The sequence below is a fragment of the Micromonospora arida genome (assembly GCF_042873195.1).
GTDB lineage: Bacteria > Actinomycetota > Actinomycetes > Mycobacteriales > Micromonosporaceae > Micromonospora > Micromonospora arida.
In genome coordinates, this window is the sequence record NZ_JBIALC010000007.1 from 173,998 (window position 1) to 196,847 (window position 22,850).

General features: G+C 71.2%; 25 protein-coding genes. 14 read left to right on the forward strand and 11 right to left on the reverse strand.

Going from position 1 to position 22,850, the window contains the following annotated elements:
- Window positions 1-47: 47 nt before the first annotated feature.
- Both ACFYP0_RS21655 and ACFYP0_RS21660 read left to right on the forward strand, forming a co-directional pair.
- On the forward strand, window positions 48-329 hold the full coding sequence (locus tag ACFYP0_RS21655; RefSeq protein WP_030333186.1) for a F0F1 ATP synthase subunit epsilon: 282 nt from the start codon (window positions 48-50) through the stop codon (window positions 327-329).
- 12 nt (window positions 330-341) lie between these two features.
- Complete coding sequence (locus tag ACFYP0_RS21660) at window positions 342-797, forward strand: DUF2550 domain-containing protein (RefSeq protein ID WP_124857610.1); 456 nt, start codon at window positions 342-344, stop codon at window positions 795-797.
- A gap of 438 nt (window positions 798-1,235) precedes the next feature.
- Here the strand turns inward: ACFYP0_RS21660 and ACFYP0_RS21665 are convergent, their stop codons facing one another.
- The gene (locus ACFYP0_RS21665; RefSeq protein WP_091405871.1) at window positions 1,236-1,808 is read right to left on the reverse strand and encodes a cob(I)yrinic acid a,c-diamide adenosyltransferase; all 573 of its coding nucleotides are present in this window, start codon (window positions 1,806-1,808) and stop codon (window positions 1,236-1,238) included.
- On the opposite strand from ACFYP0_RS21665, the gene murA reads away from it, so the two are divergent.
- Together murA and ACFYP0_RS21675 are read left to right on the forward strand one after the other, a co-directional pair.
- The gene (murA, locus tag ACFYP0_RS21670; RefSeq protein WP_355579866.1) at window positions 1,807-3,249 is read left to right on the forward strand and encodes a UDP-N-acetylglucosamine 1-carboxyvinyltransferase; all 1,443 of its coding nucleotides are present in this window, start codon (window positions 1,807-1,809) and stop codon (window positions 3,247-3,249) included. The two genes, ACFYP0_RS21665 and murA, sit on opposite strands and share 2 nt — an antisense overlap.
- Window positions 3,250-3,345: 96 nt before the next feature.
- Complete coding sequence (locus ACFYP0_RS21675) at window positions 3,346-4,194, forward strand: 3-hydroxyacyl-CoA dehydrogenase family protein (RefSeq protein WP_386997348.1); 849 nt, start codon at window positions 3,346-3,348, stop codon at window positions 4,192-4,194.
- Between the two features lie 39 nt (window positions 4,195-4,233).
- On the opposite strand, the gene ACFYP0_RS21680 is transcribed toward ACFYP0_RS21675, so the two are convergent.
- From ACFYP0_RS21680 to ACFYP0_RS21690, 3 genes are read right to left on the reverse strand one after another with little or no spacing between them, the layout of a single operon-like run.
- On the reverse strand, window positions 4,234-5,046 hold the full coding sequence (locus tag ACFYP0_RS21680) for an alpha/beta hydrolase (RefSeq protein WP_386997350.1): 813 nt from the start codon (window positions 5,044-5,046) through the stop codon (window positions 4,234-4,236).
- A gap of 49 nt (window positions 5,047-5,095) precedes the next feature.
- Window positions 5,096-5,941, reverse strand: coding sequence for an ABC transporter permease (locus tag ACFYP0_RS21685; protein ID WP_386997352.1), 846 nt, complete (start codon window positions 5,939-5,941; stop codon window positions 5,096-5,098).
- Window positions 5,938-6,789, reverse strand: a complete 852-nt coding sequence (locus ACFYP0_RS21690) for an ABC transporter ATP-binding protein (protein ID WP_386997354.1) — start codon at window positions 6,787-6,789, stop codon at window positions 5,938-5,940. The genes ACFYP0_RS21685 and ACFYP0_RS21690 overlap by 4 nt, the downstream gene beginning before the upstream one ends.
- A gap of 151 nt (window positions 6,790-6,940) precedes the next feature.
- Here ACFYP0_RS21690 and ACFYP0_RS21695 point away from each other — a divergent pair, with 151 nt between their 5' ends.
- A complete protein-coding gene (locus tag ACFYP0_RS21695) occupies window positions 6,941-8,947 on the forward strand; it encodes a protein meaA (RefSeq protein ID WP_386997356.1) in 2,007 nt (668 codons plus the stop codon).
- A gap of 101 nt (window positions 8,948-9,048) precedes the next feature.
- On the opposite strand, the gene ACFYP0_RS21700 is transcribed toward ACFYP0_RS21695, so the two are convergent.
- Both ACFYP0_RS21700 and ACFYP0_RS21705 read right to left on the reverse strand, forming a co-directional pair.
- On the reverse strand, window positions 9,049-9,345 hold the full coding sequence (locus ACFYP0_RS21700) for a DUF1540 domain-containing protein (protein WP_124857622.1): 297 nt from the start codon (window positions 9,343-9,345) through the stop codon (window positions 9,049-9,051).
- Window positions 9,346-9,516: 171 nt separating this feature from the next.
- Window positions 9,517-10,134 carry a DUF4126 domain-containing protein gene (locus ACFYP0_RS21705; protein ID WP_124857624.1) on the reverse strand — a complete coding sequence of 206 codons (618 nt, stop codon included), beginning with the start codon at window positions 10,132-10,134 and terminating at the stop codon, window positions 9,517-9,519.
- Between the two features lie 71 nt (window positions 10,135-10,205).
- On the opposite strand from ACFYP0_RS21705, the gene nucS reads away from it, so the two are divergent.
- Window positions 10,206-10,865, forward strand: coding sequence for an endonuclease NucS (gene nucS, locus ACFYP0_RS21710; protein WP_112584054.1), 660 nt, complete (start codon window positions 10,206-10,208; stop codon window positions 10,863-10,865).
- 8 nt (window positions 10,866-10,873) lie between these two features.
- Here nucS and ACFYP0_RS21715 read toward each other — a convergent pair whose 3' ends face one another.
- Entirely contained in the window at window positions 10,874-11,530 is a 657-nt protein-coding gene (locus ACFYP0_RS21715; protein WP_386997359.1) for a methyltransferase domain-containing protein, read from the reverse strand.
- 79 nt (window positions 11,531-11,609) lie between these two features.
- Window positions 11,610-13,106 (reverse strand): aldehyde dehydrogenase family protein, encoded by a 1,497-nt coding sequence (locus ACFYP0_RS21720; protein WP_386997361.1) that lies wholly within the window; start codon window positions 13,104-13,106, stop codon window positions 11,610-11,612.
- A 257-nt stretch (window positions 13,107-13,363) separates the two neighbouring features.
- Between ACFYP0_RS21720 and ACFYP0_RS21725 the strand changes: the two genes are divergently transcribed.
- The 6 genes from ACFYP0_RS21725 (at window position 13,364) to ACFYP0_RS21750 (ending at window position 18,665) form a co-directional block, all read left to right on the forward strand.
- Window positions 13,364-13,780 carry an FHA domain-containing protein gene (locus tag ACFYP0_RS21725; RefSeq protein ID WP_386997363.1) on the forward strand — a complete coding sequence of 139 codons (417 nt, stop codon included), beginning with the start codon at window positions 13,364-13,366 and terminating at the stop codon, window positions 13,778-13,780.
- Between the two features lie 77 nt (window positions 13,781-13,857).
- Window positions 13,858-14,928, forward strand: a complete 1,071-nt coding sequence (locus ACFYP0_RS21730) for an alpha/beta hydrolase (RefSeq protein ID WP_386997365.1) — start codon at window positions 13,858-13,860, stop codon at window positions 14,926-14,928.
- A gap of 126 nt (window positions 14,929-15,054) precedes the next feature.
- Window positions 15,055-16,845: a 3-hydroxyacyl-CoA dehydrogenase family protein gene (locus ACFYP0_RS21735; protein ID WP_124857633.1), complete on the forward strand. Its 1,791-nt coding sequence runs from the start codon at window positions 15,055-15,057 to the stop codon at window positions 16,843-16,845.
- A gap of 40 nt (window positions 16,846-16,885) precedes the next feature.
- Window positions 16,886-17,386: a sigma factor gene (locus tag ACFYP0_RS21740; protein WP_386997367.1), complete on the forward strand. Its 501-nt coding sequence runs from the start codon at window positions 16,886-16,888 to the stop codon at window positions 17,384-17,386.
- 43 nt (window positions 17,387-17,429) lie between these two features.
- Window positions 17,430-17,753, forward strand: coding sequence for a hypothetical protein (locus ACFYP0_RS21745; RefSeq protein ID WP_355501185.1), 324 nt, complete (start codon window positions 17,430-17,432; stop codon window positions 17,751-17,753).
- A gap of 102 nt (window positions 17,754-17,855) precedes the next feature.
- Complete coding sequence (locus tag ACFYP0_RS21750; protein ID WP_091405830.1) at window positions 17,856-18,665, forward strand: alpha/beta hydrolase; 810 nt, start codon at window positions 17,856-17,858, stop codon at window positions 18,663-18,665.
- Between the two features lie 118 nt (window positions 18,666-18,783).
- Here the strand turns inward: ACFYP0_RS21750 and ACFYP0_RS21755 are convergent, their stop codons facing one another.
- The 3 genes from ACFYP0_RS21755 to ACFYP0_RS21765 are packed head-to-tail and all read right to left on the reverse strand — an operon-like array spanning window position 18,784 to window position 20,987.
- Window positions 18,784-20,013: an AI-2E family transporter gene (locus ACFYP0_RS21755; RefSeq protein ID WP_386997370.1), complete on the reverse strand. Its 1,230-nt coding sequence runs from the start codon at window positions 20,011-20,013 to the stop codon at window positions 18,784-18,786.
- A 15-nt stretch (window positions 20,014-20,028) separates the two neighbouring features.
- On the reverse strand, window positions 20,029-20,217 hold the full coding sequence (locus tag ACFYP0_RS21760; protein ID WP_124857643.1) for a DUF397 domain-containing protein: 189 nt from the start codon (window positions 20,215-20,217) through the stop codon (window positions 20,029-20,031).
- Complete coding sequence (locus ACFYP0_RS21765; protein ID WP_124857653.1) at window positions 20,208-20,987, reverse strand: helix-turn-helix domain-containing protein; 780 nt, start codon at window positions 20,985-20,987, stop codon at window positions 20,208-20,210. Before ACFYP0_RS21765 ends, ACFYP0_RS21760 begins: the two co-directional genes overlap by 10 nt.
- Window positions 20,988-21,463: 476 nt before the next feature.
- Here ACFYP0_RS21765 and ACFYP0_RS21770 point away from each other — a divergent pair, with 476 nt between their 5' ends.
- Both ACFYP0_RS21770 and ACFYP0_RS21775 read left to right on the forward strand, forming a co-directional pair.
- Window positions 21,464-21,757: a hypothetical protein gene (locus ACFYP0_RS21770; RefSeq protein WP_124857645.1), complete on the forward strand. Its 294-nt coding sequence runs from the start codon at window positions 21,464-21,466 to the stop codon at window positions 21,755-21,757.
- A 382-nt stretch (window positions 21,758-22,139) separates the two neighbouring features.
- Window positions 22,140-22,832 carry an endonuclease domain-containing protein gene (locus tag ACFYP0_RS21775; protein WP_355501189.1) on the forward strand — a complete coding sequence of 231 codons (693 nt, stop codon included), beginning with the start codon at window positions 22,140-22,142 and terminating at the stop codon, window positions 22,830-22,832.
- The last annotated feature ends 18 nt before the right edge of the window (window positions 22,833-22,850 follow it).

Sequence of the window (22,850 nt, forward strand, 5' to 3'; positions counted from 1 at the left end):
CGTCAGGCTAGACTTTCGGCAATCCGTAGCCGCAGCAAGGAGACAGCGTGGCACAGCAGCTTCACGTCGAGCTCGTCGCCGTCGAGGAGAAGGTCTGGTCCGGTGACGCCGAGATGGTCGTCGCCCGGACGACCGAAGGCGAGCTCGGTGTCCTGCCGGGGCACGCGCCGCTGCTCGGCCAGCTCGCCGAGCCCGGCCAGGTACGCATCAAGCTCGCCGGCGGTGAGCAGGTCGCCTACGAGGTGGCCGGCGGCTTCCTCTCGGTGAGCGCCGACGGTGTCACCGTGCTGGCCGAGAGCGCAACCCCGGTCTCCGCGCAGAGCCGCTGAGCCACACCGGGGATGGAGATCGTCGAAGGATTCGGAATCGGCGTAGTCGTCATCCTCGGCGCGCTTCTGATCCTCTTCGTCCGGCGAGCTCTCGTCACCCGCAGCGGTGGCATCATCCGGCTCAGTGTCCGGGTCTCCACCATGCTCGACGGCCGCGGCTGGTCGCCCGGCTTCGGCCGGTTCGCCGGTGACGAGCTGCGCTGGTACCGGATGTTCAGCTTCGCGATCCGACCCAAGCGGGTGCTCTCCCGCAAGGGGCTGGCCGTGGAGCGCCGCCGGTTGCCCGAAGGTCAGGAACGGTTCTCCATGCCCGCCGACTGGGTGATCCTCCGCTGTACCAGTCACCACGCACCGGTGGAGATCGCCATGGCGCGATCGACCGTGACCGGTTTTCTCTCCTGGCTCGAGGCCGCCCCTCCGGGGGCGGTCTCGCCACGTATGGCCTCCCAGGACTGGCCGGCTGCCTGATCGGCTCTTCTGTGGTTGCTCTTCTGTGGTCGCTCTTCTGGGTTTCCGGGGGAGCCCGCCCGGCTCCGGGCGGTCAGGCTTGATCCCTGCGCCGGGCGGGCTCCCCCGGAAACCCTTCGTTGGGCACTGCCCGCCGTTCTGGCGCGGTTCTCTCACCTGCCGTTACCGGTGCGGTTGAGTCCCGCCTCCTCAGTACGCGCAGCGCGCCGGGCTGCGCGTTGGGCTGGTTGATCGACTCGGCTTTCTTGATGTCGGGGTGTTCTGGTGCTTGGGATGCCCCGACATCAAGAAACCCGAGTCGATCGAGGCGCCGGCCAGCCGGACTCGCCGACGGGCCCAGGTGCTGGTCGGCCTGGCTCGCGAGGAGTCAGCCCTGGCTACGCGTGGTGGCGGGCAGAGTGGGAACCCAGACCTCGACGTGGTGCGAAGCGCTGACGTTCAGCGCTTGCCGCCCGGCACCCATAGCACGTCTCCTGCCGGATTTGCCGTTCTTGACAGGATAAAGAGCAGATCGGAGAGCCGGTTGAGATACTTTGCCGGGAGCGTGCTGGTTCGTTCCGGATCGTGGCTGACCAGTGCCCACGCTGCCCGTTCGGCACGCCGGGCGACGGTCCGCGCCACGTGCAGCAGCGCCGCACCTGCGGTGCCGCCGGGGAGGATGAAGGAGTCGAGCTTGCTCAGGCGTGCGTTGTACTCGTCGCACCAGCCCTCCAGGCGCTCGACGTACTCCTCGGTCACCCGCAGCGGCGGGTACTTCGGCTCCGGCTCGACCGGGGTGGACAGGTCGGCGCCGACGTCGAACAGGTCGTTCTGCACCGACCCCAGCACGCCGCGAAGCTCCTCGTCGAGGTTTCCCAGCGCGAGGGCGACGCCGATCGCTGCGTTGCACTCGTCGACATCCGCGTACGCGGCGATCCGTGGATCGGTCTTCGGCACCTGCTCGTTGTTGCTCAGCCTGGTCATGCCGGCGTCGCCGGCCTTGGTGTAGATGCGCGTGAGGTGGACGGCCATGACGCACAGCCTACGGATTCCCGACCTGACGATCCCGGCGCGGCCGGACAGCACCGCCGGCTGGCCGGTGGTGGTGGGCCCCGGCGACGCCGGGGATTCGGCGGTCAACGATGTCGACGTCATCCGGGTACGCGGTGACGCACGACTGTCCGGCACCGTGCACGTGGTCGGTGCGAAGAACTCGGCGTTGAAGCTGATGGCCGCCGCGCTGCTCGCGCCGGGCCGCAGTGTGATCACCAACGTCCCCCGGATCACCGACATCGCGATCATGGGGGAGGTGCTGCGTCGGCTGGGCTGCGACGTCCAGTTCGACGCGGACGACCCGGTCGACCCGATGGTCGCCCGTGGCGGCGTGGCCCGGTCCCGGTCGGTGACGATCGACGTACCCGAGCAGCCGGGCGCGGAGGCCGACTACGACCTGGTCCGACGGTTGCGCGCGTCGATCTGCGTGCTCGGCCCGTTGCTGGCCCGCCGGGGGTACGTGCGGGTGGCCCATCCCGGCGGCGACGCGATCGGGTCGCGGGGGTTGGACATGCACATCTCCGGGCTGACCCGGATGGGCGCGGAGATTTCCGGTGAGCACGGGTTCGTCATCGCGTCCGCCCCGCACGGGCTGCGTGGCGCGGACATCGTGCTGGACTTCCCCAGCGTCGGCGCGACCGAGAACCTGGTGATGGCGGCGGTGCTGGCCCAGGGCACCACGATGATCGACAACGCGGCCCGGGAGCCGGAGATCGTCGACATCTGCACGATGCTCAACCAGATGGGCGCGCGCATCGTCGGCGCGGGCACGTCGACGTTGCGCATCACCGGTGTGCCCGGTCTGCGTCCGGTGCGCCACGCCACGGTGGGGGACCGGATCGTCGCCGGCACCTGGGCCTTCGGCGCGGCGATGACCCGGGGCGACGTGACGGTGACCGGGCTCGACCCGGCCTTCCTGGAGGTCGCCCTGGACAAGGTGGTGGCCGCCGGCGCGCTGGTGGAGACCCGGGGAGACGGCTTCCGCGTACGGATGGACGAGCGGCCCCGGGCGGTGGACGTGGTGACGCTGCCGTACCCCGGCTTCGCCACCGACCTGCTGCCGATGGCGATCGGGCTGGCGGCCGTCAGCGACGGCGCCTCCCTGATTACCGAGAACATCTTCGACGGCCGGTTCATGTTCGCCAACGAGATGATGCGGCTCGGCGCGGACATCAAGACCGACGGGCATCACGCGGTGGTCCGGGGTCGGGATCGGCTCTCCGGTGCCCCGGTGCGGGCCACCGACATTCGAGCCGGGGCAGGGTTGATCATCGCCGGACTCTGCGCGGAGGGGGTCACCGAGGTCTCCCACGTGCACCATGTCGACCGGGGTTACCCGGACTTCGTGGCCGACCTGCGTGCGCTCGGGGTGGCGGTCGAGCGGGGCACCACGCCGGAGGAGCCGGCACTGGAGATCTGAGGTCCTCCACGACCCGGCCCGACCGCCACTTAGCCATCGTTCAGGCTCGCCGACTAGGGTGCAGGCAGGCACTCAATTGCAGCGAGGGAGAAGCAGATGGCGGGTCGACTCGCGGTCGTCGGGGCCGGGTTGATGGGTTCCGGCATCGCCCAGGTGGCGGCGCAGGCGGGCTGGCAGGTGACGCTGCGCGACCTGGACGACGCGGCCACCACCCGGGGTCTGGGCGGCATTCGGAAGTCACTGGAGAAGTTCGCCGAGAAGGGCAGGATCGAGGCGTCCGAGGTCGAGGCGACGCTGGCTCGGATCACCCCGACCACCGACCTGGAGGCGGCGGCGGACGCGGATATCGTGGTCGAGGCGGTCTTCGAGCGGCTGGAGATCAAGCACGAGGTGTTCCGCGTCCTGGACAAGATCTGCAAGTCGGACGCGGTGCTCGCCACGAACACCTCGGCGATCCCGGTCACCCAGATCGCCGCGGTGACCGAGCGGCCCGAGGCGGTGGTCGGCACCCACTTCTTCTCCCCGGTGCCGATGATGCAGCTCTGCGAGCTGGTGCGCGGTTACAAGACCAGCGACGCCACGCTGGACACCGCGCGGGCCTTCGCCGAGGAGATCGGCAAGACCGTCGTCGTGGTCAACCGGGACATCGCCGGCTTCGTCACCACCCGGCTGATCTCCGCTCTGGTGATGGAGGCGGTCAAGCTGGTCGAGTCCGGGGTGGTGTCCGCGGAGGACCTGGACACCGCCTGCCGGCTGGGCTTCGGGCACGCGATGGGCCCGCTGGCCACCACCGACCTGACCGGCGTGGACGTGCTGCTGCACGCCTCGAAGAACATCTACACCGACACCGCCGACGAGAAGTTCTTCCCGCCGGAGCTGCTCCAGCGCATGGTCACCGCCGGCGACCTGGGCCGCAAGACCGGCAAGGGCTTCTACACCTACTGAGATCGGCAGCCGCGGGGGCCCGTTCGCGGGCCCCCGCGGTCAGCTCGGGTCGGGCGGCGCCGCCCGCGCCGCCGCGACGAAGTCGAGGGCAGCGGGTATGACCGAGCCCCAGTACCGGAAGTCGTGCCCGCCGTCGGCGTACTCGGCTCGCGCGGCCGGCTCGGGAAGGGCTCGCTCCAGCGCCTGCACGTCGGCGAGGAAGTCGTCCTGGCGACCGCACCAGAGGCCCAGCGGAGTGCCGCGCAGCCGGTCGACACCCGCGAAGACGGCATCGCCGGGCACCACGGCGGGGGAGAAGGCCGCCACCGCCCGGAGCAGCCCCGGCCAGGTGGCGGCGAGCAACAGCGAGCCGAAGCCCCCCATGGACCAGCCCCACGCCGCCAGTCGGGTGGCGTCGAAGCCCTGCTCGGCGCACCAGGCCGGCAACTCCTCACGCACCATCCGCTGCGGGTCGTCCCGACCGGCGGGGCGCCAGGAGAGGCGGTCGCCGGTCGCTCCGGCGAGCACGAACGGCGGCGAGTCGCGACGCACCGCGTCGGTCAGGAAGCGCCCCAGGCCGAGCCCGGGAAAGTCCCGTGCGGTGGTGGACGCGCCGTGCAGCACCAGGCAGACCGGCAACCCCTGACCGTCGCCGTGCCCGTCCGGGACGGCGCTGTAGAAGTCGACCGAGCGGCCACGCGCGGCGGACGGGCGGCTGACCAGTCGCTCGTCGCCGGCCGGCGCGGCCGGGGGGACGGGTCGCGTCGGCGACGGGCGGATCAGGTCGCGGGCCGTCCAGCCGACCCCGACCGCCAGCGCCGTTGCCCCTGCCCCGGCCAGCAGGAGCCCGCGTCGGGTCGGTCGAGCGGCCATCGTCAGAGTCTGGCAGCCCCGGGGGCGGATCGGGGGCCCCGGGAAGAGGTCAGCCGTCGCGCTTGGTGGTCCAGCGGAAGGTGGTCAGGCAGAGCACCACGCCGATCACGCACCACAGGGCCAGCACCATCGCCACCCGGCCCAGCTCGAACGAGCCGCCCGGCTCCTGGGCGCCGAAGCCGTCGGGCAGGAAGACCGACCGCAGCCCCTGGCACATCCACTTGAGCGGGAACAGCGCCGCCACCTGCTGCATCCAGGTGGGCAGGTCGGTGAAGACGAAGAACACCCCGGAGATGAACTGGAGCACCAGGGCGACCGGGGTGACCACCGCCGAGCCGCTGCGGGCGGTGCGGGCCAGCGACGAGATGGCGATGCCGCACAGGGTGCAGGCGGTCACCCCGAGCCCGGCGACCCAGCCGAAGGTCAACCACTTGCCGGCGGTGCCCGGCAGGTCGAGATCGAACAGCGCCACCGCGACGGCCAGCAGCAGCGCGGTCTCGGCGATGCCGATCGCCACCACCATGATCACCTTGCCGGCGAACCACACCCACTTCGGCATCGGCGTGCCCCGGTAGCGCTTGAGCACCCCCCGGTCCCGTTCGATCGGGATCCAGATGCCCAGGTTCTGGAAGCTCACCGTCATCAGGCCGGTCGCGATCATGCCGGTGATGAAGTACTGGGTGTACTTCACCCCGCCACCGATCTCCCCGCTGAAGATCGCCGCGAAGATCAGGATCATGATGATCGGGAAGCCCATGGTGAACACCACGGACTCCCGGCTGCGCAGGAACTGGGTGATCTCCAGTCGGCCCTGGCGCAGCGCGAGCGCTCCGGCACCGGGACGACGGCTGCGGGTCGCGGTGGCCGGCGCCGCCGGCCTTGTCGTGGTGGTCATCGCGCGTGTCCGATCATCGTGAGGTAGACGTCCTCCAGGGTCGGCCGGGTCACCGTGAGGCCGGGGACCTCGCCGCCGTAGCGCGCGGCGAGGTCGGCCACGAAGGCCGTCGGCGTCGCGCTCTGCGCGCTTTCCAGCGTCCCTTCCGGGGTACGCCAGGAGACCGTCGCGAGGGCCTCCTGCCGATTGCCCAGCCGGTTCGGCGCGGCCACCTCGACCAGCCGGCCACCGGCGATCACACCGACCCGGTCGGCGAGCGCCTCCGCCTCGTCCAGGTAGTGCGTGGTGAGCACGATGGTGGTGCCGGCCGCGGCGAGGTCGCGGATCAGCTCCCAGAACTCGCGGCGGGCCTCCGGGTCGAAGCCGGTGGTCGGCTCGTCGAGGAAGAGCAACTCGGGGCGACCGATGATGCCCAGCGCCACGTCCAGGCGGCGCTTCTGCCCGCCGGACAGGGTGTGCGTCCGGGCTTTCGCCTTGGTGGCCAACCCGACCCGCTCGATCACCTTGTCCGGGTCGTCCGCGTCGGGGTAGAAGCCGGAGAAGTGCCGGATCACCTCGGCCACGGTCAGCTCGTCGAACTCGCCGGTGCCCTGGAGCACGATGCCGACACGGGAGCGCCAGTCGGCGTCCGGGTGGGCCGGGTCCGCGCCGAGCACGAAGACCTCGCCGGCGTCCCGGTGCCGGTAGCCCTCCAGGATCTCCACCGTGGTGGTCTTGCCGGCGCCGTTCGGGCCGAGCAACGCGAACACCTCACCGCGGCGCACGTCGAGATCCACGCCCGCCACCGCCACGTTGTCCCCATACGCCTTGCGCAGCCCACGGACCGAGATGGCCAGCTCGTCATCCATGCCGTCCAGTGTGCGTCCTGGTGACAACCGGTGCGTGCCCGGGGTGTGGCGATGCGCGCCACTCCGCGTGGATCGCGCCAGGGCGTCCTCGACATGGACCTGTGCGGTTTTCCACAGCTCCTTTTACTGAACGGTAACTTAGACTCCGGCCATGGATGAGACGGCATTCCCGGGGCGACTGCCCGAGCGGGACCGCCCGTGGGTGATGCGCACCTACGCCGGCCACTCGTCGGCCACCGCGACCAACGCCCTCTTCCGCCGCAACCTGGCGAAGGGGCAGACCGGCCTGTCGGTCGCCTTCGACCTGCCCACCCAGACCGGGTACGACCCGGACCACGAACTCGCCTCCGGCGAGGTCGGGCGGGTCGGCGTGCCGGTGGCCCACCTCGGCGACATGCGGGCGCTCTTCGACGGTCTCCCGCTCGCCGACACGAACACCTCGATGACCATCAACGCCCCGGCGATGTGGCTGCTCGCCCTGTACGGCACCGTCGGCCTGGAGCAGGGCGCCGACCTGGCCCGCTGCGCCGGCACCACCCAGAACGACATCATCAAGGAGTACCTGTCCCGGGGCACCTACATCTTCCCGCCGGCGGCGTCGCTGCGGCTCACCGCCGACGTGGTGGCGTACACGCTGCGCGAGATGCCCCGGTGGAACCCGGTCAACATCTGCTCGTACCACCTCCAGGAGGCCGGCGCCACGCCCGTGCAGGAGGTCGGCTTCGCACTGGCCACCGCGGTCGCCGTGCTCGACGCGGTCCGTGACTCCGGCCAGGTGCCGGCCGAGCGGATGGGCGACGTGGTCCAGCGGATCTCGTTCTTCGTCAACGCCGGTGTGCGCTTCGTCGAGGAGATCGCCAAGATGCGCGCGTTCGGCGCGCTCTGGGACGAAATCACCCGGGACCGGTACGGGGTCACCGACGCCAGGCAACGGCGGTTCCGCTACGGGGTGCAGGTCAACTCGCTCGGCCTCACCGAGGCGCAGCCGGAGAACAACATCCAGCGCATCGTGCTGGAGATGCTCGGCGTGACGATGTCCCGTGACGCCCGGGCCCGCGCGGTCCAACTGCCCGCCTGGAACGAGGCGCTCGGCCTGCCCCGCCCGTGGGACCAGCAGTGGTCGCTGCGGATGCAGCAGGTCCTGGCGTACGAGTCGGATCTGCTCGAATATCCCGACCTCTTCGCGGGCTCGCACGTGATGACCGCGCTGGTCGACGAGGTCGTCACCGGGGCGCGGGTCGAGCTGGACAAGGTGCTGGAGCTGGGCGGCGTCGTCGCCGCCGTGGAGACCGGCTACCTCAAGAGCGCGTTGGTCGCGTCGCTGGCCGAGCGTCGTCGGCGGATGGAGTCCGGTGCCGACGTGGTGGTCGGGGTCAACCGGTACACCGAGACCGAATCCTCCCCGCTGACCGCCGCCGGCGCAGGCGCCGTCGAGCAGGTCGATCCCGCGGTCGAGGCGGCCGCCGTGGACGGCGTACGCCGCTGGCGGGCCGACCGGGACGCGGCCGTCGTCGACGCGGCGCTGGCCCGGCTGCGCGCGGACGCCGCGACCACCACCAACCTGATGCCGGCCACCCTGGAGTGCGTGCGGGCCGGGGTGACCACCGGCGAGTGGGCCGGCGCGCTGCGCCAGGTCTTCGGCGAGTACCGGGCACCGACCGGCCTGGCCGGTGCCACCGGCGGCGGTGGGGAGCCGGGCCTCGTGGCGGTCCGCGAGCGGGTCACCGCCACCGCGCGGGAGCTGGGCAGCGGCCGGCTGCGCCTGCTGGTCGGCAAACCCGGCCTGGACGGGCACTCCAACGGCGCGGAGCAGATCGCGGTACGCGCCCGCGACGCCGGCTTCGAGGTCGTCTACCAGGGCATCCGGTTGACTGCGGCGCAGATCGTCGCCGCCGCCGTCGAGGAGGACGTCGACCTGGTCGGGCTCTCCGTGCTCTCCGGGTCGCACCTGGCCGCCGTGCCCGCGGTGCTCGACGGGCTGCGCGCCGCCGGCCGGCCGGACCTGCCGGTGGTGGTGGGCGGCATCATCCCGGCCAGTGACGCGGACACCCTCCGGGCGGCCGGCGTCGCCCGGGTCTTCACCCCGAAGGACTTCGCCCTCACCGGCATCATCGACGACCTGGTGACGGTCATCCGTCACGCCAACGACCTGCCCTGAGCGGGCGCTGTCCCGGCAGGTCGCCGGCCGACGTGGGTCAGCGGCCGGCAGGTCGCCCGCCGACGTGGGTCAGCGGCCGGCAGGTCGCCGGCCGGCGTGGGTCAGCGGCCGGAGTAGGTCATGCAGTCGGCCATGTCGTTGTCCGGGCCGACCCTGATCGACGCCGCGTGGCACTCCAACTGCTCGTTGTGCCGGCAGTCGGAGCGCTGGCAGGCGCCCACCTGTGCGATCAGGCTGTCCACGCCGCCGCGGACGGGCGACTCGACGAACGTGTGGCAGTGGGCGTGATCCATGCTGCCGATGGTGATCGCGAAGGCGTGGCAGTCACCCGACTGGTTGTACGCGCACGCGGCCACCACGCATTCCTGGACTCGGGGCATCTCCAACGCTGCGGTCATGCCGACCTCCTCTAGGTTCTTGCCCCGATCCTAGGCTTTTGTCGGCCACCGGAACCCCGGTATAGCGGGCCGCCGATCCGCCGCCCACCGTGATCGACTCGGGTTTCCGGAACGCGGGGTGTCCCGCTGCGGGGGATGGCCCGGTTTCCAGAAACCCGAGTCGATCAAGCGTCAGACGCGGAAGCCGGCGGCGCGGGCGGCCTCTCGTTCGCGGCGTCGTTCCGATCGACGACGGAAGAACCAGAAGGTGAAGAACGCCAGGCCGACCAGGGCGACGAGCACCAGCACCGGCAGGATGATCGCCACCAGGGAGACCACCACGCTGGTGGCGTCCTCGGCCGTGCTGGCGACCGGGGCGCCGATCCCGGCGGTGGTCGCGTTGATCACCGGGCGGGCCGCGGACTTGAGCAGGTGCACGCCCAACGCCAGCAGTACGCCGGTGACGACCGGCACCCACTGGTGGGACGAGAAGAAGCTCCCCGGGTCGCTGACCGTCACCGTCTCCGACGATGAGCCGGCGCCGAAGGCCAGGCCACCGGCGGTGGGTCGGACCACTGTCTGCACCACGTCGTTGATGTGGTCGACCACGGGCACCTTGTCCGCCACCATCTCGACGGCGAGCAGCACGGCCATGATGGCGATGACCCAGCCGTTGCCGAGCCAGGTCCAGCCGCTGGGCAGGTCGATCAGGTCGGTGTAGCGGCCGAGTAGACCGAGGATGAGCAGGGGTATGTAGGCGTTCAGGCCCGCCGAGGCGGCGAGACCGGTGCCGGTGAGGACTTCGAACACGGTCTCAGCATCGCATCGACGCGCCAGTGCCGCTCGCTGGCGACCGGGGGGTGCTCGGCTACCCTCGTCGGGTGCGGTTGGTCATTGCGAAGTGCTCGGTGGACTATGTCGGACGGCTCTCGGCTCACCTGCCGCTGGCCACCCGGTTGCTGATGGTGAAGGCGGACGGGTCGGTGTCTATTCACGCCGACGACCGGGCGTACAAGCCGTTGAACTGGATGAGCCCGCCGTGTCGGTTGGAGGAGGCCCCCGGTGTGTGGCGGGTCGTCAACAAGGCTGGCGAGGAGTTGCGGATCACCCTGGAGGAGATCTTCCAGGACACCTCGTACGAGTTGGGTGTGGATCCGGGCCTGCGCAAGGACGGGGTGGAGGCGCACCTACAGGAGTTGCTGGCCGCCAACCCGGGTGCCCTGGGTGAGGGGTTCACGCTGGTCCGCCGCGAGTACATGACGGCCATCGGCCCGGTGGACCTGCTGTGCCGGGATGCCAACTCGGGCTCGGTCGCCGTCGAGGTCAAGCGGCGTGGCGACATCGACGGGGTGGAGCAGTTGACCCGTTATCTCGAGCTGATGAACCGCGACCCACTGCTCAGCCCTGTCGTCGGGGTCTTCGCCGCCCAGGAGATCAAGCCGCAGGCCCGGGTGCTCGCCACCGACCGGGGCATCCGGTGTGTTGTCGTGGACTACGACAAGCTGCGCGGCATCGTGAAGGACGAGCTGACTCTCTTCTGACCGGCGTCCTATCCGGTGCGCACCGCGATCAGTGACTTCGGCAGGCCGAACACCCGCTCCACCAGCATGGTCGAGTCGGGGAAGTAGTGGCGCATCTGCGAGCGGTCCAACAACTCGGTCCAGAGCACCTGGTGGATGGCGGCGTCGTGGCTGCGGGTCGGCTTGTGCCCCAACGGCCAGCGGCGGGCGAACGCGGTGCGCAGTCGTACCGGCAGGAACTGCATGCCGGGCGCGATCCAGTGTGGCTCGATGGGGAAGTAGCGGTAGGGCGTCTGCACCCAGTGCCGGTCGGCCAGTGAGCGGGCGGTGGCGGCGAAGCGGATCCGGCGTTCGTGCCCGCCCACATGCTCCAGCACCGAGTTCGAGAAAACCAGGTCGTAGCTGCCCTTGGTGAGATGCGGGGGCAGGTCGCAGGCGTCGGCCTGCTCGACGTGGGCCCATTCCGGGACGACGGCGGGCGGCTGCTCCAGGTTGACGACGGTCACCCGGGCCGGTCGGACGGTGGAGCGGTGCCAGGTGCCGAGCCGACCACCGAGGTCGACCACGTGCATGTCGCAGATGTCGGGAAAGGTGCGCGCCAGCCAGTCCGAGCGGTGCCGACGCCGTCGGGCGCTCCACGACTGGTCACTGTCGACAAGGCGGTAGCGCAATCGATTGGGGCCCATTTAACGCAATGTACCGCCGTGACCACAGCGTATAAACATGTGGATACACCGATCCTTGTGATGATCGGTTATCCGACACTTACCTTCCGTACATGACCTTGATGGCCTTGACGAGTCGGGCCACGTCGGCCGGGGTGCGCTCGAAGGTCATCGACGGCAGCAGCGACCGCGCACGACGTCGGGTGACCGCCTTGGCCCGACCGAACTCACGCAGGCCGTCCTCCCCGTGGATCCGCCCGAAGCCGGAGTCGCCCACACCGCCGAACGGCAGGGTGGACATGCCGGCGAAGGTCAGCGTGGAGTTGATCGACGCCATCCCGGAGCGCAGTCGCCGGGCGATGGCCACCGCACGCCGCCGGCCGAAGACCGAACCCCCGAGGCCGTACGACAGGGCGTTGGCCCGGGTGACGGCCTCGTCGGCGTCGCGGACCCGGCTGATGGTCAGCGTGGGACCGAAGGTCTCCTCGCGGACGGCGGCGGACTCCTCCGGTACGTCCACCAGCACGGTGGGGTGGACGTACGGCGGCTGTACGGCGCTCGGGCCGCCGAGCACGGCGCGCCCGCCGGACGTGATCGCGGCATCGATGTGCCGGCGGATCACGTCGATCTGCGTGGGCATGGTGATCGGGCCGATGTCGGTGCCCTCCGGCCCGACCGTCAGTCGACCGGCGCGGGTGACCACCTTGTCGACGAAGGCGTCGAAGACGGCGTCGACCGCGTACACCCGCTCGATGCCGATGCAGGTCTGGCCGGCGTTGGTCATGCCGCCCCAGACGCACGCCTCGGCGGCCGCGTCCAGGTCGGCGTCGCTGTCCACGATCATGGCGTCCTTGCCGCCGCCCTCGATCAGCACCGGGGTCAGCGTCTCGGCGCAGGCCGCCATCACCTTTCGGGCGGTGGCGGTGGAGCCGGTGAAGGCCAGCTTGTCGACGCCGGAGCGGCACAGCGCCGCGCCCACGTCGCCCAGCCCGTGCACGGCGGTGAACACCGGCTGCTCGGGCACCACCTCGGCGAAGCTGTCCACCAGCCACTGGCCGACGGCGGGCGTGTACTCGCTCGGCTTGAGCACCACGGCGTTGCCGGCGGCGAGGGCGTACGCGGCGGAGCCGATCGGCGTGAAGACCGGATAGTTCCACGGCCCGATCACGCCGACCACACCGTGCGGCTGGTATTCGAGGTGCCCGGAGAACTCGGCGAGGATGAGCCGGGACCGCACCCGGCGTGGACCGAGCACGCGGCCGGCGTTGCGGGCGGCCCAGTCGATGTGCTCGATCGCGGTGACGATCTCGACGATGGCGTCGGCGGTCGGCTTCCCGCCCTCGACGTGCACCAACTCGGCCAACTGCTCGATGCGCTTGGCGAGCAGGGCACGCCACCGCAGCATCCGCTGGCGGCGGCCGGTGAACCCGAGACCGGCCCACCACTCGCCGGCGGCGCGGGCGCGCTCGACGGCCTGCCGCACGTCGGCGTCGCTGGCGACCGGGAGGCGACCGGCCTCAGCGCCGGTCGCCGGGCTGGTGGAGACCAACTCGCCCGCGTCGATGACCGGAACGCCCGGGATATGCACTGCCGTCATGGCGGAAGTCTAGACCCGAGGATTACTCACCGGTAGGGTTCCCGATTCGCGGTCGGGGGACCGGCGTCGCACCAACCCGGCCGATCGTTGATCAGTGCAGGTCAGGGCGTCGGCGACGGGTGCAGCCCGCCCGAATCGTCGAACGGCAGGTGGCCGGGAGGTGACGAGAGGCTGACCGGCCGGTCGGTATTGACGACTACCGTCTGATGGCAAGCTGACGCGCGGAGTGACGGTGTGGGGTGGAGGGCTGACTGTCCATGGAGGAACATCCGGAACTGATGCCGCTGTTGACGGTCGCGGGTGGACCGATGCGCGGCGCGAGCTTTCGCATGCGAGCCGAAATACAGGTGATCGGCAGAGCGCCGAGCGGTCAGGTGGTCATCAACGACCCACACCTGAGCCGTCGTCACGCCGAGGTGTGGCTGGCACCGGAGGGCCCGTCCCTGCGGGACCTGGGCTCCACCAACGGCACCTGGCTCAACGACCGGCGGATCACCGAGGTGGAACGACTCTCCGACGGCGACGTGATCCGGCTGGGCCGTACCGAGCTGCGCCTGTTCGACCCTGGGGTGGCGCTCACCGACCCGGTGGGGCTCAGCTTCGGCCCGTCCCGGCGCGACGTCCGACCGACGCTGGCACTGCCACTGGCCGCGCCACCGGGCTCGCGTCGCTGATCTGGCGGCCGGCCACACCTGGGAGCTCCGCTGGGTGGCGGTCCGACACCTGGACCGGCGGGGACACCCGTGGCACCATGCCGCGGATGGAGACCGAGCAGCGGACCGTGGCGGCGAACGGCATCACCCAGGCGGTACGGGTGGCCGGCCCACCGGACGGCACGCCGGTGCTGCTGATCCACGGCAACTGCTCGTCCGCGCTGTTCTGGGAGCCGCTGGTCCGCCGTCTGCCACCGACGCTGCGGGTGGTCGCCCCCGACCTGCGGGGGTACGGGGACTCCGCGACCGCCCCGGTGGACGCCACCCGAGGCCTGCGGGACTTCGCCGACGACGTGGCCGCCCTGCTGGACGACCCGACGCTCTTCGACGCCGACGCGCGCCCGGTGGTGGTCGGGCACTCCCTCGGCGGCGGGGTGGCGATGCGCCTGCTCGTCGACCATCCGCACCGGGTGGGGGCGTTGCTGCTCGCTGCACCGGTCTCCCCGTACGGCTTCGGTGGCACCCGCGACCTGACCGGCACGCCGACCACCCCCGACTTCGCCGGCACCGGCGCCGGCACGGCGAACCCGGACTTCGTCGCCCGCCTCGCGGCCGGTGACCGGAGCACGGACGCGCCGGCCAGCCCGCGCGCCGTGCTGCGAGCCACCTACGTGGCCGATCCCGCCTCACTGGGCACGGACGAGGAACTGTTGCTGGACACCGTGCTCTCCACCGCCACCGGGGACGACAACTACCCGGGCACGGCGGTGCCGTCGGAGAACTGGCCGGGCACCGCGCCGGGGGAGCGCGGGGTGCTCAACGCGCTCGCGCCGACCTTCTTCCGGATCGCCGACGAGTTGGTGGCCGTCGCCGAGAAACCGCCGGTCACCTGGGTACGCGGAGACGTCGACGTCATCGTCTCGGACACCTCGCTCTTCGACCTGGCGTACCTGGGTTCGCTGGATCTCGTGCCCGGCTGGCCCGGCGCGGACGCCTGCCCACCCCAGCCGATGGTCGGCCAGACCCGGGCGGTGCTGGAGCGGTACGCGGCGGCCGGCGGCGCGTACCACGAGGTGGTGCTGCCCGGCTGCGGTCACAGCCCGCACCTGGAGCGCCCGGCGGAGTTCGTCGCGGAGTTGTTGGCCCTGACCAGCGTGTCGGCCGGGTAGCGGCGCCGCTGGGCCGTGGGTGAAATATGCCACGGCGTCTCGACAACTCACCGTCACGTGGCAGACTCGCGCGCATAACCTTAGCGGCCGTTCAGTGGCCGTGTGGAGTCTCTGGGGAGGCCGGTCGTGGCGCGCGAGTTCAGCACCGTGGGTGTGGTGGGGCTGGGCACCATGGGTGCCGGCATCGTCGAGGTCTTCGCCCGCAACGGCATCGACGTGGTGGCCGTGGAAATCTCCGCGCCGGCGCTGGAGCGCGGCCGGGCCACCCTGAAGGGCTCCACCGACCGGGCGGTCGCCAAGGGCAAGCTCGCCGAGGCGGACCGCGACGCCCTGCACGAGCGGGTGCACTTCGCGGTCGGGCTGGACGCGCTGCACTCCGTCGACCTGGTCATCGAGGCGGTGCCCGAGCACCTGGACCTCAAGCAGCGGATCTTCGCGGAGCTGGACCGGGTCTGCCGACCGGAGACGATCCTCGCCACCAACACCTCGTCGTTGAGCGTCACCGAGATCTCCGTCGCCACCAGCCGGCCCAACCAGGTGATCGGCATCCACTTCTTCAACCCGGCCCCGGTGATGAAGCTGGTCGAGGTGGTCCGCACGGTCGTCACCGCACCCGAGGTGGTCGCCGACGTGGAGGCGCTCTGCGCCCGGCTCGGCAAGGTCGACGTCACCATCAACGACCGGGCCGGCTTCATCGCCAACGCGCTGCTCTTCGGCTACCTCAACCACGCGGTCGGCATGTTCGAGGCGCACTACGCGACCCGGGAGGACATCGACGCCGCCATGAAGCTCGGCTGCGGCCTGCCGATGGGCCCGCTGGCGTTGATGGACCTGATCGGCCTGGACACCGCGTACGAGATCCTGGACACCATGTACCGGCGCGGCGGGCGGGACCGCCGCCACGCCCCGGTGCCGCTGCTCAAGCAGATGGTGACGGCAGGGCTGCTCGGCCGGAAGTCGGGCCGGGGCTTCTACACCTACGAGCGGCCCGGCTCCCCGGTGGTCGTACCGGATGAGGCGACGCCGCTGGCCACGGACGGCGGGCTCGCCGACGGCGCGCGCGCCATCGCGAAGGTCGGCGTGGTCGGCTCCGGAACGATGGCCACCGGGATCATCGAGGTCTTCGCGAAGGCCGGCTACGAGGTCGTCTCGGTGACCCGCGGCATGGAGAAGTCCGCGAAGGTCTGTGAGGCGGTGAAGACCTCGCTGAACAAGGGCGTGGTGCGCGGCAAGCTCGCCGAGGCCGACCGGGACGCCGCCCTGGGCCGGATCAGCTGGTCCGCCACGCTCGACCATCTCGCCGACGTCGACCTCGTGGTCGAGGCGGTCGTCGAGGAGTTGAGCGTCAAGAAGGCCCTCTTCGCCAGCCTCGACGAGATCTGCAAGCCCGGCGTGGTGCTGGCCACCACCACCTCGTCGCTGCCGGTGATCGACGTGGCGATGGCCACCCAGCGGCCGGCCGACGTGGTGGGGCTGCACTTCTTCAACCCGGCCCCGATCATGCCGCTGGTCGAGGTCGTCCGCACCATCCGCACCTCCCCGGAGGCCACCGCCACCGCCCGCGCCGTCTGCGCCGCGCTCGGCAAGACCGGCGTTGTCTGCGGCGACCGGTCCGGCTTCATCGTCAACGCGCTGCTCTTCCCGTACCTGAACGACGCGGTGAAGATGCTGGAGGCCAGCTACTCGACGGCCGACGACATCGACCACGCCATGAAGCTGGGCTGTGGCTACCCGATGGGCCCGTTCGAGCTGCTCGACGTGGTCGGGCTGGACGTCTCCCTGGCCATCCAGCGCGAGCTGTACCTCGAACTGCGCGAGCCGGGCTTCGCGCCCGCGCCGCTGCTGGAGCACCTGGTCACCGCCGGCTACCTGGGCCGCAAGACCCGCCGCGGCTTCCGCGACCACTCGCACCGCTGACCGGGTCAACGCCGGGCGGCTCCGGCCGCGTCTGCATGGTGTGACCTTCGAGGAGTACGTCGGCAGCCGCGGCCCGGCCCTCGTTCGGCTGGCCCGGCTGCTGACCGGTGACGAGCACCGGGCCGAGGACCTCACCCAGGAGGTGCTGTCCCGGGCGTACGTGCACTGGCGCGCCCCGGTGCGGCTGACCGCGATGCCGGCCGGGGCGTGGCCGGCCGGCTGCGAGGTCACCGTGACCAACTTCCCGGCCGCGCTGGACGTCTCGCTGGTCGTCAACGGGAGCGGGTTCCGCTCGATGGAGGTGCGGCTTCAATACGCGCGCAGCATCGCCGGTGCGCGCACGGAATCCAACGCGACGGCGGCCGGCCGGCCGGTCTACCGCTACCCGCAGGGCGGAATGATGGAGCTACTGGGGATACCGAAGGCTCATCTCACCGCCGGTTGGGGCTGGCCGAACAAGGGGTTCACCGAGGACGACGCGACCACCGTGCTCGGCGGGGTGCAGGTCGCCGAGCACCTGGACCGGCCCGCGACCTGGTGACCGCCCCGGGCGGTCGCACCCGCCGGACGTACGCTTGGTGACTGTGAGCCCCCGTCGCAATCGCCCTCGCCGGGACGAGAACGCCAACCTGGACGCCGACAGGGTCCGGCAGGGCGTCGCCTCGGTGCAGCAGTGGACCGACGGCGCCTGGCAGGTACGCGGCATCGGCGCGGGCGCGTCGGTCAAGACGTACCGCTGCCCCGGTTGTAACCAGGAGATCCGGCCCGGGGTGGCGCACCTGGTGGCCTGGCCGGCGGACGGCCTGGGTGACCTGACCGACCGGCGGCACTGGCACAGCGGCTGCTGGCGTGCCCGGGACCGGCGCGGCCCGGCGGTGCAGCGCGGCCGGGGCGCCCCGCGCTACTGAGCGGCCCTCTTCGGGGGTGGCCTGTGCCACGGCTGAGCGATCTGGATCACCCTGTTCGTGCCTGGGCGGGCGGTGGCGGCGACTTCGCGACAGACTTGGGCGGTGAGCACAGCGATCCGCGCGTCGTCGATCCTGCCCGGCCGCCGGGAGGACATCGAGCTGCACACCGCCGACGGTCTGCGGCTGGTCGGTGAGCTGGCCCTGCCGGCCGACCGGCCGCCGGTGGCCACCCTGGTCTGCCTGCACCCGCTACCGACCCACGGCGGAATGATGGACAGCCACGTGTTCCGCAAGGCGGCCTGGCGGCTGCCCGCGCTGGCCGACCTGGCGGTGCTGCGGTTCAACACCCGGGGCACCAGCAGCGTGCGCGGCACCAGCGAGGGAGCCTTCGACGGCGCGGTGGGCGAGCGGTACGACGTGGCCGCCGCCATCGAGTACGCGGAGTTCGCCGAGCTGCCCAACATCTGGCTCGTCGGCTGGTCGTTCGGCACCGACCTGGCGCTGAAGTACGGCTGCGATCCGGCGATCGCCGGGGCGATCCTGCTCTCCCCGCCGCTGCGCTTCTCCGCCCCCGAGGACCTGGCCACCTGGGCCAACTCGGGTCGGCCGCTGGTGGCGCTGGTGCCGGAGTTCGACGACTACCTGCGCCCCACCGAGGCGCGGGAGCGGTTCGCCGCCGTGCCACAGGCCGAGGTGGTCGGGGTGCCGGGTGCCAAGCACCTGTGGGTGGGCGACGCGGAGACGGTGCTGGACGAGATCGTCCGGCGGGTCAACCCAGCCGTCGAGGTGCCACTGCCGACAACCTGGGACGGCCCGATGGAGGCCGGCGACGTCAGCGCGTACGCCGACCGGACGGTGGCTGCCTTCGCCGACACCCCCGTCCCCGGCCCGGCCGCGACCAAGGCGGACTGACCCGGCCGCCACCAAGGCGGACTGACCCGGCCGCCACCAAGGCGGACTGACCCGGCCGCGACCGAGGCTGGCTGACTCGCTCGTCCCCGGCCTGGCCGCCGGTCCGGCGGGCTGATGCTCAGCGGCGCTCCTGGCGGGGCAGCACCACCTCGCGCAGGATCAGTTGCAGCGCGGCCACCGTGGGGATGGCGATCAGCGCGCCCACCACACCCAGCAGCGCCACCCCGAGCAGCGCGGCGAGCAGGGCCGCCACCTCGTTGACCTCGACCGAGCGCCGCATAACCTTCGGGTAGATCAGGTAGTTCTCCACCTGCTGGTAGATGAGGAAGAACACCGCGCAGGCGATGCCGGTGGGCAGGTCGGCGGCGAAGCCGACCAGGCTCACGATCACCGCGCCCAGGGTCGCGCCGATCTGCGGGATCAGGTCGGTCACCGCGACCACCACAGCCAACGCGAACGGGTACGGCAGGTCGACGATCAGCGCGAAGACGAACGTGGTCGCGCCGGCCAGCACCGCGATGCTCAGCGCGCCGACCATGTAGGCGCCAACCTTGGCCAATATTTCGTCACCGATCAGCTGCACCCGCTCCCGCCGGGAGCCGGGCACCAACGAGTAGCCCAGCGAGCGCAGCTTGTCGAAGTACGCCAGGAAGTAGATGGTCAGCACCAGCACGGTCAGCGTCCGGAACACCGTGCCGAAGATCAATTGGGCCCCGCCCAGCACCCCGCCCAGCGCCCGTCCGACAGTCTCCGCGTTGGCCGCGCCCTGCACCCGCTCCACCACGTCGTACCGCTCCACCAGGTCGTTGACCGTCGGATTGCGGCGCAACTCGTCGAGCAGGCTCGGGATCTGGTCGATGAACTGCCCCGACTGGGTGACGATCGGCGGGACCAGCGCCACGATGCCGCCGCAGAGCAGCAACACCACCGTGAGGGCGACCCCCGCCACCGCCAGGCCGTGCGGCACACCCCAACGGCGTAGCCGGACCACCGCCGGGTTGAGGCCGACCGCGAGGAAGAGCGCGATCACCACCAGCACCAGGATGCCGCCGGCATTCCGAATCCCCAGATAGAGGGTGTACGCCAGCAGCACGCCCAGCGCACCGGTGAAGCCCAGCAGGAAGCTGCTGCGGCGCAATGGCCGCCCTGGTGTGCCGAACTTTCCGGACGGGACCGCCGGCGGCTCGTCCGGGTCGACCCCCGGGGCGGGGACCGGCACCGGCGGTGGCACCTCGGCTGGCTGGGGGGTCTCCGCTGGCTGGGGGGTCTCCGCCGGTGGTGGCGTTTCCGCTGACGGGGGACCGGGGGTCACGTCCGGCTCGTCGCCGGAGGGGTCGTGCTGTGGCACCAGGAACCTCCCGGCTCAGGCCGTCGGACGACGGGCGACGGCCACGAACGCCCGCCACGCGGCGGGCGCGAACACCAGGACCGGACCGGCCGGATCCTTGCTGTCCCGCACCCCCACGACCCCCGGCAGATTGTCCGCCACCTCGACACACTCTCCGTTGCCGCTACGGCTGGACGTGCGCCAGAGCGCGCCGATCAGGTCCATGAGGTCACAACTTCCTTCATCAGTTCGATCGACTGGCGGCGAGACAACGCACCGTTTCTGATCATCTCCCAACGCGCCAGCAGCGTAGCCACCTCATGGTCGCCATCGACCACGAGACCGTCAATCTGATGCTCCATGTGCCCCACCCAACCACCGTCGGCGCCTCGGGCCAGATTGAACGGTCCGGAAAGGCCGACGTGCAGTCCGGTGTCGGCCGGAACGATGTGCAGGCTGACGTGTGGTTGCTCCAGGCTGGCGACGAGGTGGGTGATCTGCTCGACCATCAACCCGCGAACCTCCTCGCCGGCACGCCGCAGCACCAATTCGTCGACCACCGCGACGAACTGCGCCGGCTCCGGCTGCACCAGCAGCGACTGGCGGTCCAGGCGAGCGTGGACTCGGCGTTCCACTTCGTCGTCGCTCAGCAGGTCGTCGCAGCGGATCACCGCGCGGGCGTAGTTCTCGGTCTGGAGCAGCCCGGGGATCAGCGTGGGTTGGAAGCAGCGAAGTTGGCGGGCGCTGCGCTCGGCGTCCAGCCAGGGCCGGAACCAGCTCGGCTGGCCGTCGCGCTCGGCGAGCTTGAGCAGGTAGACGAGCAGGCCGCCGGTCGTCAACACCTCGTCGGCGCGGGCCAGGAAGAGTCGGTCCAGTGGACGCTGTCCCAGCTCCAGCGCGGACACCATCGAGCCGGAGTAGTGCACCAGCCGACCGAAATCCTCCTGGCTCATCCCGGCGGCGATCCGGAGCCGGCGCAGTTGCGCGCGGATCATGTCGGCCGTCGGCGCGGCGTCGCCTTCCACAGTGCCTCCGCAGGTCGAGGGTCGTCTCCACCGGTCGACCCGGCGGGTCACGTCGTCACCGCAGTCGCCCCACCGGAGCCGTCGAGGCCTTCCGACCGTAGCGGTGTTCTCAGCAGACTGTCACGTACCGGGTCGTCCCCGGACCACTCCGGTTTTCACCGCGCGGGCACTGCCGTCTCCACGTCGGCACGACCGCGCCCCAGCCGAGGAGACCTCCCATGCCCACGCCCACGTGTCGCGCCGTCAGCCGGTCGCTGCCCGTCACCGTCACCTCGCCCGCGCGGAGGTCCACCGGCTGTGCACTGCCCGATTCGCACGTGGTCGGCAGAGCGGGTACACCGGCTTGGCGGTTGTCCACCGGCTGCACGCCGCCGGGTCCGCACTCACGGCGCAGGGCGCGTACCCCGGTGTCGGGGCTGCCCCAGCCGCGGCTCGGGCCGTACCCCATGTTTCCCCGACCCTGCGGCGCGCGGACGCCGCACACCCCGTTGCGACCCATGTGGTGCTGCCGGGCCGACGGCCTGCCGTGGCCCTGTGCGGACGCCCGGCTGCTGCTCAAGGCGGAGTTCGACAGCGATCCGGCCGCGCTGACCATCTACCTCGCCGGGCTCTACCACGAGGCGGCGCACGACCTGTACCAGCTCAATCCCTACGACGGGCCGGCACCTCGGGAGCTGTTCGAACGCTTCGTGGCGTGGGGCCCGTTCCGCCGCCCGATCATCGACCCGGATGGCCCCTAGGCTCCGGACCACGCGCAGATCTTGGACAGTTTCCGTCACGCGATGACGGAAACTGTCCACGATCTGGTGGTGTGGCGGCCTCCCGACGTGAAGGCTGTTCGGATGCTGCCCGCCGATGACGCCGACGCACTCGACTGGCTCACCTTCGAGCAGGCGGGCGTGCTGACGACCGCGCAGGTTTCCGGGCTGCTCAGCGAGGGGGCGATACGTGGCCGCATCCGATCCGGTCGGTGGCGGTCGATCTGTCGGGGCATCCTGCTGACCGGCAACGGTCGCCTGGGCCGCGACCAACAGCTCTGGGTCGCGGTGCTGGCAGCCGGACCAGGGGCGATGTTGGCCGGCGCAACAGCCGCCAGCGAAGCGGGGGTACGCGGGCTGCGCGGTGAGCCGCCACGTGCTGGTGTCGGCCACCCGCCGTGCCGCGCGGACCTCCCTGCGCCGCCTCCCGATCGACATGCCTGCGGTGCTGGTGCATCGCACGTCGGTGTTGCCGGAATCGCACCGCCAACTCGCCCGTCCGCCGCGCACCACGACGGCCAGGGCGCTGGTGGACGCGGCGGGGTGGGCGGTCAGCGTGGACGAGGCGCAGTCGGTGCTGGCCGCCGGTTGCCAGCAACGCCGGGTGCTTCCCGAGGAGTTGCGGGCGGTGCTCGACGTTCTGCCCCGGGCACCACGCCGACGCCTCATCCAACAGACGGTTGGTGACATCACCGGCGGCGCGCAGGCGCTTTCCGAGATCGATTTCCTGCGCCTCTGCCGGCGGCATCACCTGCCGCTACCTGATCTGCAGGAGCAGCGGATCGATGCGGCCGGTCGTACCCGCTGGCTGGACGCGTACTGGCGGGAGTGGCGGGTGCAGGTGGAGATCGACGGCGCGCACCACATGGACGTCCGGCAGTGGGCAGACGACATGCGTCGGCAGAACGACGTGTGGACCAGCGGCGACCGGATTCTGCGCTTTCCGGCCTGGCTGGTCCGTGCCCGCCCCGACGAGGTCGCCGACACCGTCCGCCGTGCTCTCGTCGCGGCCGGCTGGACCCCGACTGCATCCGTGCGCACTCCGACGCACAACTGAATCTTGGACAGTTTCCGT

What these genes read in the sequence shown, in the direction of transcription:
- ACFYP0_RS21660 (WP_124857610.1), top strand. Translation starts at nt 342, where the DNA reads ATGGAGATCGTCGAAGGATTCGGAATCGGCGTAGTCGTCATCCTCGGC.
- murA (WP_355579866.1), top strand. Translation starts at nt 1,807, where the DNA reads ATGACGCACAGCCTACGGATTCCCGACCTGACGATCCCGGCGCGGCCG.
- ACFYP0_RS21665 (WP_091405871.1), bottom strand. Translation starts at nt 1,808, where the DNA reads ATGGCCGTCCACCTCACGCGCATCTACACCAAGGCCGGCGACGCCGGC.
- ACFYP0_RS21675 (WP_386997348.1), top strand. Translation starts at nt 3,346, where the DNA reads ATGGCGGGTCGACTCGCGGTCGTCGGGGCCGGGTTGATGGGTTCCGGC.
- ACFYP0_RS21680 (WP_386997350.1), bottom strand. Translation starts at nt 5,046, where the DNA reads ATGGCCGCTCGACCGACCCGACGCGGGCTCCTGCTGGCCGGGGCAGGG.
- ACFYP0_RS21685 (WP_386997352.1), bottom strand. Translation starts at nt 5,941, where the DNA reads ATGACCACCACGACAAGGCCGGCGGCGCCGGCCACCGCGACCCGCAGC.
- ACFYP0_RS21690 (WP_386997354.1), bottom strand. Translation starts at nt 6,789, where the DNA reads ATGGATGACGAGCTGGCCATCTCGGTCCGTGGGCTGCGCAAGGCGTAT.
- ACFYP0_RS21695 (WP_386997356.1), top strand. Translation starts at nt 6,941, where the DNA reads ATGGATGAGACGGCATTCCCGGGGCGACTGCCCGAGCGGGACCGCCCG.
- ACFYP0_RS21700 (WP_124857622.1), bottom strand. Translation starts at nt 9,345, where the DNA reads ATGACCGCAGCGTTGGAGATGCCCCGAGTCCAGGAATGCGTGGTGGCC.
- ACFYP0_RS21715 (WP_386997359.1), bottom strand. Translation starts at nt 11,530, where the DNA reads ATGGGCCCCAATCGATTGCGCTACCGCCTTGTCGACAGTGACCAGTCG.
- ACFYP0_RS21720 (WP_386997361.1), bottom strand. Translation starts at nt 13,106, where the DNA reads ATGACGGCAGTGCATATCCCGGGCGTTCCGGTCATCGACGCGGGCGAG.
- ACFYP0_RS21725 (WP_386997363.1), top strand. Translation starts at nt 13,364, where the DNA reads ATGGAGGAACATCCGGAACTGATGCCGCTGTTGACGGTCGCGGGTGGA.
- ACFYP0_RS21730 (WP_386997365.1), top strand. Translation starts at nt 13,858, where the DNA reads ATGCCGCGGATGGAGACCGAGCAGCGGACCGTGGCGGCGAACGGCATC.
- ACFYP0_RS21760 (WP_124857643.1), bottom strand. Translation starts at nt 20,217, where the DNA reads ATGGACCTGATCGGCGCGCTCTGGCGCACGTCCAGCCGTAGCGGCAAC.
- ACFYP0_RS21765 (WP_124857653.1), bottom strand. Translation starts at nt 20,987, where the DNA reads ATGATCCGCGCGCAACTGCGCCGGCTCCGGATCGCCGCCGGGATGAGC.
- ACFYP0_RS21770 (WP_124857645.1), top strand. Translation starts at nt 21,464, where the DNA reads ATGTTTCCCCGACCCTGCGGCGCGCGGACGCCGCACACCCCGTTGCGA.